Origin of the sequence: Pleurocapsa sp. PCC 7319, from assembly GCF_000332195.1 — a bacterium.
Taxonomy (GTDB): Bacteria; Cyanobacteriota; Cyanobacteriia; order Cyanobacteriales; family Xenococcaceae; genus Waterburya.
Genome location: NZ_KB235922.1, coordinates 5326159 through 5338678, shown reverse-complemented (window position 1 = coordinate 5338678; position 12520 = coordinate 5326159). Strand labels below are relative to the sequence as shown.

Sequence of the window (12520 nt, the reverse complement as noted above, 5' to 3'; positions counted from 1 at the left end):
TAAATCGCCAGATTAATTTTATGACAGCAGTATCGCCACGAACTTTAAAAGCTCCTCAGTTGGATGACAGTGTTAAGCTGAGAGACATTATCAAAACTTTACCGTCCGAAGTTTTTATTAAAAATCCACGTAAGGCGTGGTCTAAGTTAATTATCAATGTTTTATGTGTGGCGATCGGCTACTGGACAGTTGCAGTTTCCCCTTGGTATTTACTTCCTTTTGCTTGGGTATTTTTAGGAACAAGCTTACAGGGTTTTTTTGTTATTGCTCACGATTGTGGTCATCGTTCGTTCTCTAATCGAATTTGGGTAAATGATTTAGTAGGACACATTATGACCCTCCCTCTTATTTATCCTTTCCACGCTTGGCGAATTTTACATAACTTTCACCACAAGCACACTAATAAATTGGGTGTTGATAATGCCTGGGACCCTTTTACCACTCAAACATTTGATAATTGTCCCAATTCTATAAAATGGCTATATCGTAGAATGCGAGGCAAGTTCTGGTGGCTGGGTTCAATCATACACTGGGCTAAACTACACTTTAACTGGCAGAATTTTGAAGGTAAACAAAGAGAGCAAGTACGCTTATCTGTATTGGTAGTCTTAATTGGTGCAGCGATTGGTTTTCCCGTTCTATTGATTACTACTGGAATTACAGGTTTTGTGAAATTTTGGCTCATACCTTGGATAGTCTACCATTTTTGGATGAGTACTTTTACTATGTTTCATCACACTATGCCCGAAATTCCCTTTATGCCTGAGTCTGAATGGAACGAAGCTCGTGCTCAGCTATCGGGAACTGTAAATTGTAAGTATCCTTGGTGGGTGGAATTTCTCTGTCATGACATTAATGTCCATATTCCCCATCACCTGACTACTGGAATCCCCTGGTACAATTTACGCCAAGCCCATCAAAGTCTGGTGGAAAATTGGGGAGAATATCTTTATGAAGACTGTACTTTTAACTGGGAATTAATTCAAAAAGTAACTCAAGTTTGTCATTTGTACGAAGAGCAGGATAATTACCAAAGTATTGAAAAATATCGTTTATCCAAAGAGTTTCCAGATTAGCATCATCAGTAATCGATAATTAAATTATATTTTGTAAGCGATTTCCTTAATTATAGGAAATCGCTTTTTTTTGCTATTAAGTAATAAGTAATACGTAATTTTAATCATCTAATTTCAAAGTCACATTTGCGATGAAATAGTAAAATTTGATACTAAAACAGCATAGTCATAATTCAAATAATTAGGTTTTTATTAATCCACTAGTAGCCTTTGATTTAGAATACCACCTTGGTTGAATTGAGTATCAGAAAAGTGTATTTATGTCAACTTTTGTTAAAAGCAAATATAACTTGTTTTTTGGGAATTAGTTCAAATTACAGATTAGATAAAACAGAAAATTTTGGGCATGTGAGATGTTAATTTCAAGACTCTTTTGGGAATTATAGTTCTATCAATAAATTATTATTCGGGTTTTTGAATTACGAAAGTCAAGAAATTTCAACAATGTCATCACAGAAGTATGAAGCAAATCAGCTTAATTCTATTCTCGAATCTTTATTTAAAGAGAAGGCTAATGGGATTTTAAGCTTAAAATCCCAGGTTCCTGCTCGGCAAAATCAAAGGTCTTGCATCTTGATGCTCAATCAAGGTGCATTAGTATATGGAGACAATCAAACCGATCAAATTCCTAACAATCAGGAGTTCTGCAAAATGTTAGGAGATAAATTAAAACCTAACATCATTAATGCTGCTTTATCTGTTGCCAGTGAAAGAATATCTAAACCTACATCGGTAAGAGAGTTAATCGAGCTATTGACTAAAATGAAGATTTTTACTTGGGAAGAAGTAGAGACTTTTATTACTATTAAAGTTACTTTGATTTTGGAACAATTTTTATCTCATCCAGGAGAAGCTCACTGGCAATCCAATAGTGATTTTGATCTGAGTTTCGGTACGGAGCGACATGGTTTAAATTGGTTTCATATCAAACAAAAATTAAATCAGCGTCAACAGCAATGGCAGAGTCTTGCTCCAAAAATTCCCAGTATGGATGCAATTCCCATTGCGACCCTAGAACAATTTAAACAAATTAATAATTTCCAAGTTCAAGAACATTTTAAAAATTCAGTAGATGGCAAAAGGTCAATTGTGGATATTGCTGAAAAAATGGGTAAGGACCCATTGTCAGTTGCCAAAAGCTATCTCAATTGGCTGAATAATGGCTGGGTAAGTCTACAGACTCAGCCTCTTAGGACTCAAGCTGTTATTGAATCACAAGCAAAAACTGCATCTAGCCCGGTTAAACCGGTAATCTCAGTTGGCAGTAATCAAATCCAGGATAGTAACAACTTACCGATAGTTCTCTCTGTAGATGATAGTCCAATTATTCAAACCACGATTAAACGAGCATTAAATGAAAATTACAATGTTTTATTAGCAGATAAAGCCACAGAAGCTCTAAAAATACTTAATCAAAAGCCAGTTAAGTTGCTGTTATTAGATTTGACGATGCCTGATGTTGATGGCTTAGAGTTCTGTAAAACGATTCGTAAAATTCCCAAGTTTAAAGACCTACCCATCATTATGGTCACAGCGCGGGATGGTTTGGTGAACAAAATGAAAGGGCATATTGCAGGTACTAGCAAATATCTAACCAAGCCTTTTAAGCCAGATGAATTAAAAGAAATTGTTCATCAATACATTAGCAAATAGCAATTAAAACTGAGAAATGAACAATGGCAAGTAAACCCTATGTAATTTTTAGTCTTCACGATGGGCGATATGCGATCGCCGCAGAAGCAGTTAAAGAAATATTTTTCTTACCAGAATTAAGTCCCGTTGCCGAGGCACCAACAGATATTGTCGGGTTACTCAATTTGCATTCTGTGTTTGTACCAGTAATGCACTTAGATCTGCGTTTTGGACACAAATTTGAGCGGTGTCATCTGACGGATAGCGTAATTGTAATTGAGTCTCAAGGCTTACAAGTAGGTGTCATCGTACATCAAGTTGAGACGGTAAATGATATTGACGAACAGTACCTACAAGCTGATTTATCTTACGGAAGGGAAAAAAATATCAGTCAGGCCTTTGTTCAGGGAGTGATTAATCTCGACGACGAGATTATTTTACTCCTAAATGTGGATAATTTGGTGCGCCACCCCGATGAATTAGAGTCACTAGTTGTTGGGGAAGACTCTCCAGATGCAAAATCTTCAGCAAGCAATTTTTATGAGCAATATTTTCCTGCCGCCTCTACTAATACGAAAGAAATTTTGCACCAGCGGGCTATCAATCTTCAAGGTGGGACAGATGATTCTGAATCAGGGGAATTAATACCGATTGCAGTGGTCAGCATTGATGGCAATTACTATGGTTTAGATCTAGGGATAGTGCGAGAATTTACCAAAATTGAACGAGTTACGACTATTCCCTGCTGTCCTCCCCATATTATCGGCAATATGAATCTCAGGGGAGAAATCTTGACTTTAGTAGATATTCGTCACCCTTTGAATTTGGGCATTGATAATCATCGCCAACCAGCTAAAGCAGTAGTTATTGAGGTCGATGACATTGTGGTGGGAATTGCTGTGGAGGAAGTTTTTGATGTAGTTGATTTTCGTCCCGATCAACTTAAGCCAGTTCCCGTGGCTACTGATACGAATATCGCAGCTTATTTTAAAGGCATGGCAGATTACTTAGATCGGCCATTAAACGCGATTGACCTACCTAAGCTCCTGACACAAGGAGCGATGACCGTGGAACTAGCAGCTTAAACAAATATTGATCTTAACTAATTAAATTAAATTATTAGGTAATTCATTATGAAAATTGGAACTCAATTGACCGCAGGTGCGATCGGCATTGGTCTTATTGTAGTAGCTAACTCAGGGATAATTTTTCTTGAGGCGACTGGACAAGAGGCAAAAGTGATTAACCAGTCTGGTGTAGTTCGGGGAGGGACACAAAGATCGATTAAGCTCGAACTAGCGAACAATCCTAACGATCAGTTAATCAATAGGCTAGATAATCTAATTCAGGGTCTAATTAATGGTAGTGAAGAACTGGGATTGCCTAAAGCTACAGATGCTGGCTATCTTGCAGCAATGCAAGAAGTAGATAATGAATGGCAAGAGATTAAAAGGATAATTCTACAGTTTAGAAACAACCCTAATGAAAGTACTCGTCAAGCTTTGCTACAGGAAAGCGAAAAATTATTTGAAATCACCAATGCCGCAGTCAACACTGCAGAGGATTACGAAGCCAGAGGTTCCGAGCGATTAAAAGTAATTGAGATTATTGTGACAACCCTTAGTATTGCCATCGTTGTGGGAATTATTGCGGGTTCTCGTCGAATCACCAGCACCCTAGACCAATTTACTAACACCATTGCTACTTCTTCAGAGGAAATTGCTTCCAAAGTAGAAACTCAAGAGACAGTAGCCAATGAACAGGCCAGTTCCGTTAGTCAAACCACTTCTACGGTGGATTCCTTGGGTGAAACTTCTAGACGTTCAGCAATTCAGGCAGAAGAATCGGCCAAAAGTGCCAATACCGCCCTCTCCCTAGCAGAAACTGGAGCGCAAACAGTAGAACAAACTAGGGTAGGTATGGAAAGTCTCAAAGAAAGGGTAAGAGAAATTGCCGAACAAATCATCAACCTGAGTGAACAAACTGAGCAAATTGCTGGTGTATCAGAACTAGTGAGAAACTTAGCAAACCAGACGAATATGCTAGCTTTGAACGCAGCAGTTGAGGCTGCTCACGCAGGAGAACAAGGTAAAGGTTTTAGGGTGGTTGCCGGGGAAATTCGGAAGTTAGCAGACCAAAGTCGTCAATCAGCCGACAAAATCAATAATTTGGTCACAGATGTACAAGCGGCGATGAATAGTGCGGTGATGGTAACAGACGAAGGAAAGAAAACCGCAGAATCCAGTATTGAGCTGGCGTTGGGTACAGCAGAGTCCTTTATTGGGGTAAAAAATGCCATTAACAATGTGTTTACCAATACCTCAGAAATTTCTGAAGCAGCAAAACGACAGGCAGTTGACATTCAAGAAATTTTAGCTGCGGTTAATGCTCTTAACCTAGGTGCAATGGATACAGCCGCTGATATGGGTGAGGTAAAAACGTCTACAGTCCAGCTAAAACAAGCGGCTAATGATTTAAGAACTATTGTTTAATCATAATTCCTCAGTATACTTGGAGTAGCAAATGTCCGAATCAATTAATCAAAATCTAATTACATCCAGTAAATCTAAAAGTTCTGGATATTTCAAAATTCTCTTAATTCCGATTATTCTTACCTTTGCCCTTTGTGGCGGCATGGCTTGGTATATTTTAGATTTATACAATTCTTTTAAACTATTAGAAACTCGGGAGTTTAAAATTCTCAATCTGAGTAATCAAATTACCTATCTGGATGAAGTGTTATCGTCTAGTGCACGTTTGGCTGCTACCACTGGAGATAAACGATGGGAAAAACGTTATTTAGATTTTGTTCCTCAATTAGATAATGCCATAGCAGAAACAGAAGCACTTGTACCAAGTATATTTGAGAATAAAGATGCGATTTCTCAAACCGATGAAGCTAATAACAAGCTGATTGCGATGGAAGATCGAGCTTTTGAGTTAATCAATCAAGGCAAGCTCGAGGAAGCAACAAGTCTGCTTTTAAGTTCTGAGTATGAACAGCAAAAAGCAATATATGCTGAAGGATTAGAAAAAACTACCAATGCTCTCAGAAATTATGTACAAACAATTGTTCAAAATAAATCGCGGTTGACCTTTTCCGGATTAACTACAATTGCTATCGGATTTAGTATTTTATTATTTGCCTGGATTTTAGTTTTACGGAGAACGCAAAAATATATTCAAGCAATTAACGATCTGGAAACACTAATTTCCCAAACGTCGACAGAAATGTCTGCTACAGTCGACAGACAAGAAGAAATTATTTCACAACAGGCAAGCGCAGTTAATAACACTACAGTCACCATAGATCGGCTAGGGTTTAGTTCCAAAGAATCAGCTCAACGAGCAGAAGATTCCGCAGCTGGTGCTAGTGAAGCTTTATCTTTGGCTGAAAATGGATCTCAAACTATCCAACAAACCTTAACCGGTATGGAAAACCTCAAAATGAGAGTTAGAGAAATTGCCGAACAAATTATGAACCTGAGCGAACAAACAGGTCAGATATCAACTATATCTGAGCTTGTAGAAGATGTAGCGAACCAGACTAATATCCTAGCTCTGAGAGCTTCAGTTGAGGCGGCTCGTGTCGGTGAGGAAGGTAAAGGTTTTGGAGTAGTAGCAGATGAAATTCGCAAATTAGCAGATGAAAGTCGCAGCTCAGCAAATACAATCAACAATTTGGTTGCTGAAATTCAAGCTGCGATGAATAGCGCAGTAATGGTAACAGATGAAGGCAAGAAAACTGCGGAGACAAGTATCCAACTAGCAGAGGATACAGCACAGACTTTCGTTAATGTAAAAAATTCTATCAATAATATATTTTCCAACAGTCAAGAAATTTTCCAGAACACTAAACAACAAGCGGTTAGTATTCAAGATATTATGTCTACGATTAATGCGATTAACCTTGATGCTCAGGATACTGCTGTAGGTATCACTCAGGTCAAAACTTCAGCTACTCAACTTCAAGACTTTGCAGAGAAATTAAAAGCGATTATTTAATTGCTAAATTATTCTCTGGGAATCTGACATTGCCCAACTCCTCTGATTCCATCGGCACTCTTAATTATTACTATTAACAACTTATGATTATAGAAGACGAAGAGCTAAGAGAGCTTTATAAAACTTCCAGTAGAGAACACCTACAAAAGCTGGAATCCGAGTTAATGATCTTGGAGAAAAATCCCCAGGATGTTTCATCAATTGACGAATTTTTGCGAGAGGCTCATACCCTTAAGGGAGATTCCCGGATGCTGGGGTTAAACGATATAGAGATGTTGGTGCATCAGCTTGAAGACTGTGTTGAAGGAATCAAAGCTGGAAAAGGTGAAATCACCCCTGAATTATGCGATCGCCTGTATCAAGGTATTGATGCGGTCAACCAACTTTCTCATCAGGCAATTACTGGTGATGCAGTAGAGGTAAATACTTTTGAAGTGCTGGCACTATTGATGGGTGCATCAGATGCTGACGAGTCTGCTGGCGGTAATGAAACAGATTTATTTGAAGAGCATTCTAGTTCGGAAGCCTCTTTATTTGAGGATGATGAGGCTGCTTTCTTTGACACTGACTCCAGTTCCGAAGCATCCTTGTTTGATAATGAGGGTGATGATTTCTTGGGCGATGAACATAGCTCGGAAGCCTCTTTGTTTGATGATGAAGTTGGAGACAATTTCTTAGCAGAAAAACAAGAGCCAATTGTTGATACAGTAGACACCACCAATATTAACCAGCCAGTAAAAACTACTACTCCTACTAGAGACTATAAAATCGACACCATTCGGGTTGAACCACAAAAGCTCGATACCCTAATGACTCATGCCAGTGAGTTAGCCGTTACTAAATTGCGTATTTCGCAGCAAATGACGGAAATAAACCAAATGTTAACTCTCTGGGAGGGGTGGAGCCACAATAATCTGGTTAATAATAATCTTTGGCAAGAGATTGAGCAGAGTCTCCGTCCAGAACAAATTCAACCCCTAAAGTATTTCTTTAACATTACTCAACAGCGGGTCAATTCTCTTGGGGGCTTGGTCAATAACCTAAAAGCCAGGGCGAGTGAAGATGTTACTAGTTTGGGTATCATTGCCGATCGCCTGGAATCAGGAATTCAGGATTTAAGACAGTTACCACTCTCAACAGTATTTAATATTTATCCCCGTATGGTCAGGGATCTGGCTAAACAGCAAGGAAAAGAAATCAACCTGATTATTGAAGGAGGAGACACCAAAGCTGATAAAAGAATTTTAGAAGAAATTAAAGACCCCCTGCTACATTTAATTCGGAATGCAGTCGATCATGGAATTGAAACGCCGGAAGAACGGATTAGTCAAGATAAACCCCAGCAAGCAACTATTATTCTTCGAGGTTATCAGCTTGGAAATAGTATTGGTATTGAAATTAGTGACGATGGACGGGGACTAAATCTCGAAAGTATCAAAAAGACGGCAATTAGACGTAACATGAGTACCGAGGCGGAATTGGCTGTCATGAGTAGCTCTGAGATTCAATCTTTGATCTTTGCTTCGGGTTTTTCTACTCGTACTGAAATTACCGAACTTTCTGGTAGAGGGGTCGGTTTGGATGTAGTAAGAGCTAATGTAGAACGGCTTAAGGGTTCAATTCAAGTTGCTTCTACTCCTGGTAATGGCTGTAAATTTCAGGTTCGTTTAGGTACTAGCCTTGCTATTACTCGGGTATTAATTGTAGGGGTTTCTGATAATTTCTACGCTATTCCAGTCGAGTACATTGCCAATATGTTGGCGATCTCCAGAAGTGATATTTATACAATCAAAGATAGTGAAGTAATTAATTTTGAAGAGCGGCCGATTTCCATAGTTCAATTAGGAAGTTTATTACAATTGCCTACTGGCAACCAGGCTCAAACAACTAGAGCAACTGACAAATTATTGTGCGTAGTTTTAAGCCTTGACAACGATTTTTTGGGCTTGATTGTCGATGCTTTTGTAGATAGACAGGATATTGTCTTCAAACCTCAAAGTAAATTACTCAAACGTATTCCTAACATTGCTGGTGCAACCATTTTGGGCAGCGGGGAAGTCTGTATGATTCTCAATCCCCCCGACCTGCTGCATTCTCTGAGAAATGGTAGTTGGCAGGACGTTTCCCTTCCAGCGAAATCAAAAGCAACCAAAAACAAACTGCTGTTAGTTGAAGATTCAGTCATTATTCGGACTCAAATGCAGCGTCTCCTTAAAGGAGCTGGCTATGATGTTACCTTGGCTGAAAATGGTCTGGAAGGTTTACAAAAAGTTCAAGAGCAGAATTTTGATATTGTGCTGTCTGATGTAGAAATGCCTGGCATGAATGGCTTTGAAATGACTGCCACTATTCGTCAAAACAGCAAATATAACCAATTACCGATTGTGTTGATCACCACTTTAGCCTCACCAGAAGATAAACGTCGTGGTAAAGAAGTGGGAGCAAATGCCTATTTAACCAAAGGTGATTTTGAGCAACAAGTTTTATTCCAAACTCTCAAACAATTAATTAGCCAAGGATAAATATGAATTTAAAACAGCAACGATCTATTTTTTCTGCTGTCAAGTGTTACGGGACGGCGATGGCTGGAGGAAAACCTCTCAGAATAAATTCTGATTAATTCAGTAAAAAAATCACAAATTTAATCACAAATTTAATTGGTAAATATCATGGCTAAAATCAAAGTTTTACTCGTCGAAGATTCCGATGTGGCAATCAACATATATGAAAAAATGCTCAATTCTTCTCCCCATATTGAAGTAATTGGCAAAGCCAAGAATGGGAAACAAGGGTTAGATTTAGTTTTTCAGTTGCATCCCGATGTAATTTGCACTGATTTACAGATGCCAGAAATGGATGGTTTGGAATTTACTAAACAAATTATGGCCCATTACCCCACACCAATTCTGGTTTTAAGTAACAGCGTGCAAAAAAACGATGTCGAGAATATTTATGAAGTAATGAAAGCTGGTGCAGTCGATGTAATGGCTAAACCTCAAACTGCTTTGGGTGGTAATTCTGAATCTATGCAGAACGAACTGATCGTCAAAATTAGGGTCCTAGCTACGAAAAAGGTTACGGCTATACCTTTAGCCTAGGCAAAATCTCCAGAGTAAATCTTATACAAGTTAATCACGGTAAAATATCATGGCCAAAATCAAAGTTTTATTAGTCGAAGATTCCGATGTGGCAATCAACATATATGAAAAAATGCTCAATTCTTCCCCCCATATTGAAGTAATTGGCAAAGCTAAGGATGGTAAACAGGGACTAAGTTTAGTTGCGCAGTTAAATCCTGATGTGATTTGCACCGATTTACAGATGCCCCAGATGGACGGATTGGAATTTACTAAGCAGGTAATGGCTCATCATCCCACACCTATTTTGGTACTTAGTAATGCAGTGCAAAAGTCAGATGTAGATAATATCTATGAAGTCATGAAAGCTGGGGCAGTCGATGTGATGGCAAAACCCCAAACCACTTTAGGTGGAAATACTGAATCGATGCAGAACGAACTGGTAGTGAAAATTAGAGTTTTAGCAACTAAAAAGGTTAAGGCTATACCATTGTCTTAGAAAGGGTGAAGCCCTAATTAATAATTAATAGTTAATAATTTTCTTATTGCTTCCCCTACTCCATTGTTCGATTACATAGCCGCTGCTCTAGCTTCAGCTGCTTCGTCGGGATGAATACCTAGTCTAGTTAAATTGAGGCGATTTTTTTGGTCAAAACCACGTATTTTGACCACAATTTCGTCTCCTACTGCTACTTCATCATCCACTTTACCTACTCTGCCTTCAGCTAATTGGGAAATATGGATCATACCTTCCTTCCCTGGCAGAATTTCCACAAAAGCACCGATATCGATGATTCTAGTTACTTTACCTACGTAAACATCTCCCTCATTTAGCTTACGAGTGATGTTGTAAACCATCTTACGAGCCATCTCAGCTTTTTCAGCTTCTACGGCAGCAATAATGACCGTACCATCATCTTCAATATCAATTTTTGCCCCGGTTTGCTCGGTAATAGCTTTGATTGTTTTACCAGAGGGTCCAATAACCATCCCAATTAACTCAGGATCGATCTTCATGGTTAATAGTCTGGGTGCGTAAGGAGATAGTTCTTCTCTAGGTTCAGCGATCGCCTTAAGCATCTCTTGCAAAATATGTATCCTGGCGGGAAGAGCCTGTTGAATAGCTTTGGCAATCACCTCCATCGACAGACCAGTGATTTTCATGTCCATCTGTAGGGCAGTGATACCAGTATCTGTTCCGGCAACTTTAAAGTCCATATCTCCTAGGAAATCTTCAATACCTTGAATATCAGTTAAAATTCTGACTTCATCTCCTTCTTTAATTAACCCCATAGCTGCGCCACTGACCGGCTTAGATAAAGGAACTCCGGCATCCATTAGAGACAGAGTCGAACCACACACCGAACCCATTGAAGTTGAACCATTAGAAGACAATACTTCGGAAACCACTCGTAATACGTAGGGAAAATCTTCAGGACCAGGCAATACAGGGACTAAAGCCCTTTCCGCTAATGCCCCGTGACCAACTTCTCTTCTCCCAGGCGATCGCATGGGGCGAGTTTCGCCTACGGAATAAGGCGGAAAATTGTAGTGATGAAGATAACGTTTTTCGTCTTGAGGGTTGAGATCGTCGCTGGTATCTTGAGCATCTCCTGAGGTTCCCAATGTAGCAATGGAAAGTACTTGAGTTAAACCTCTTTGAAAGAGACCACTACCATGAACTCGATTGGGCAAAACGGCAACTCTCGAACTAATTGGTCTGACCTGATCTAGCTTTCTACCATCAACTCTGATGCCTTCTTCCAAAATTTGACTCCGCATTAGCTGCTTAGTTAAGGCTTTAAAAGCTTTGCCGATCGCTTTGGGATCTTCATTCGTGACCACGGCAATCGGGTCATCTTCAGGAAGTTCGGCGATTACCTCTTCAATCTTGGTTTTTTTAATTTCATCTAGAGCCTCGTCGCGACCTTTTTTATCTAGATCGTATTTAGAAAGAATGTTTTTAATATCTTCTGTAACGCGATCGCTGATAAAGGTTTTGAGACTTTGATCTTCCTCCGGTGTTTCAGGGACAACGACCTCAATACCTAATTCTTTGATCAATTCTCGTTGCGCTTGAATAAGTTCTCGAATCGCTTCATAAGCAAAATCAATTGCCTCAATCATATCTTGCTCTGGTAGCTGATTTGCCCCAGCTTCTACCATCACAATGCCATCAGGACTACCTGCTACAACTATATCTAAATCACCTTTTTTAATTTCTTTATAAGTAGGATTAAGAATAAAGTCATCTCCGACTAGCCCAACTCTAACGGCTGCCATCGGACCAGAGAAAGGAATTTCTGCTAATAAAACTGCTACGGAAGCCCCGGTTACCGCCAAAATGTCTGGAGGTACATCCTCATCCATCGACAAAGTAGTAGCGACAATCTGAATATCATCTCGCAGCCAACCAGGAAACAGAGGACGAATTGGGCGATCAATTAACCGACTGGTTAGAACAGCTTTTTCCCCTGGTCTGCCTTCCCTTCTAAAAAAACCTCCAGGGATACGACCTGCTGCATACTGACGCTCTTCGTAATCTACTGTTAAAGGTAAAAAATCAATCCCCTCTCTCCCTTTCGCCCTTGTAGCACTAACCAAAACTGCTGTATCACCTGACTGCACTAATACCGAACCGCCTGCTTGTGGTGCGAGCAAGCCTACTTTGAGTCTGATATCACGACCATCAAAGGATATCAACTTGTCTAATTCCTGCATTAAGTTTAT

Annotated in this window: 9 protein-coding genes; 8 read left to right on the top strand and 1 reads right to left on the bottom strand. The window is 39.4% G+C overall.

The annotated features are described in order from the left end of the window. The first annotated feature begins 20 nt into the window (after positions 1-20). The 8 genes from PLEUR7319_RS0128345 to PLEUR7319_RS0128310 all read left to right on the top strand — a co-directional run bounded on the left by PLEUR7319_RS0128345 (position 21) and on the right by PLEUR7319_RS0128310 (position 10289). Positions 21-1076, top strand: a complete 1056-nt coding sequence (locus PLEUR7319_RS0128345; RefSeq protein WP_019508613.1) for a fatty acid desaturase — start codon at positions 21-23, stop codon at positions 1074-1076. Positions 1077-1520: 444 nt separating this feature from the next. Beyond that, entirely contained in the window at positions 1521-2729 is a 1209-nt protein-coding gene (locus PLEUR7319_RS0128340; RefSeq protein WP_019508612.1) for a response regulator, read from the top strand. Positions 2730-2752: 23 nt separating this feature from the next. Beyond that, a complete protein-coding gene (locus PLEUR7319_RS0128335) occupies positions 2753-3793 on the top strand; it encodes a chemotaxis protein CheW (RefSeq protein ID WP_019508611.1) in 1041 nt (346 codons plus the stop codon). 48 nt (positions 3794-3841) lie between these two features. Further along, positions 3842-5200 carry a methyl-accepting chemotaxis protein gene (locus PLEUR7319_RS0128330; RefSeq protein WP_019508610.1) on the top strand — a complete coding sequence of 453 codons (1359 nt, stop codon included), beginning with the start codon at positions 3842-3844 and terminating at the stop codon, positions 5198-5200. A gap of 31 nt (positions 5201-5231) precedes the next feature. Beyond that, complete coding sequence (locus PLEUR7319_RS0128325; RefSeq protein ID WP_019508609.1) at positions 5232-6713, top strand: methyl-accepting chemotaxis protein; 1482 nt, start codon at positions 5232-5234, stop codon at positions 6711-6713. A gap of 83 nt (positions 6714-6796) precedes the next feature. After that, complete coding sequence (locus PLEUR7319_RS0128320; RefSeq protein WP_019508608.1) at positions 6797-9235, top strand: response regulator; 2439 nt, start codon at positions 6797-6799, stop codon at positions 9233-9235. A 147-nt stretch (positions 9236-9382) separates the two neighbouring features. After that, a complete protein-coding gene (locus tag PLEUR7319_RS0128315; RefSeq protein ID WP_019508607.1) occupies positions 9383-9811 on the top strand; it encodes a response regulator in 429 nt (142 codons plus the stop codon). A gap of 49 nt (positions 9812-9860) precedes the next feature. After that, positions 9861-10289 carry a response regulator gene (locus tag PLEUR7319_RS0128310; protein ID WP_019508606.1) on the top strand — a complete coding sequence of 143 codons (429 nt, stop codon included), beginning with the start codon at positions 9861-9863 and terminating at the stop codon, positions 10287-10289. 71 nt (positions 10290-10360) lie between these two features. On the opposite strand, the gene PLEUR7319_RS0128305 is transcribed toward PLEUR7319_RS0128310, so the two are convergent. Beyond that, positions 10361-12511 (bottom strand): polyribonucleotide nucleotidyltransferase, encoded by a 2151-nt coding sequence (locus tag PLEUR7319_RS0128305; RefSeq protein WP_019508605.1) that lies wholly within the window; start codon positions 12509-12511, stop codon positions 10361-10363. Positions 12512-12520: the final 9 nt, after the last annotated feature.

Coding starts and splice junctions, on each gene's coding strand:
- PLEUR7319_RS0128345 (WP_019508613.1), top strand. CDS start 21: ATGACAGCAGTATCGCCACGAACTTTAAAAGCTCCTCAGTTGGATGAC.
- PLEUR7319_RS0128340 (WP_019508612.1), top strand. CDS start 1,521: ATGTCATCACAGAAGTATGAAGCAAATCAGCTTAATTCTATTCTCGAA.
- PLEUR7319_RS0128335 (WP_019508611.1), top strand. CDS start 2,753: ATGGCAAGTAAACCCTATGTAATTTTTAGTCTTCACGATGGGCGATAT.
- PLEUR7319_RS0128330 (WP_019508610.1), top strand. CDS start 3,842: ATGAAAATTGGAACTCAATTGACCGCAGGTGCGATCGGCATTGGTCTT.
- PLEUR7319_RS0128325 (WP_019508609.1), top strand. CDS start 5,232: ATGTCCGAATCAATTAATCAAAATCTAATTACATCCAGTAAATCTAAA.
- PLEUR7319_RS0128320 (WP_019508608.1), top strand. CDS start 6,797: ATGATTATAGAAGACGAAGAGCTAAGAGAGCTTTATAAAACTTCCAGT.
- PLEUR7319_RS0128315 (WP_019508607.1), top strand. CDS start 9,383: ATGGCTAAAATCAAAGTTTTACTCGTCGAAGATTCCGATGTGGCAATC.
- PLEUR7319_RS0128310 (WP_019508606.1), top strand. CDS start 9,861: ATGGCCAAAATCAAAGTTTTATTAGTCGAAGATTCCGATGTGGCAATC.
- PLEUR7319_RS0128305 (WP_019508605.1), bottom strand. CDS start 12,511: ATGCAGGAATTAGACAAGTTGATATCCTTTGATGGTCGTGATATCAGA.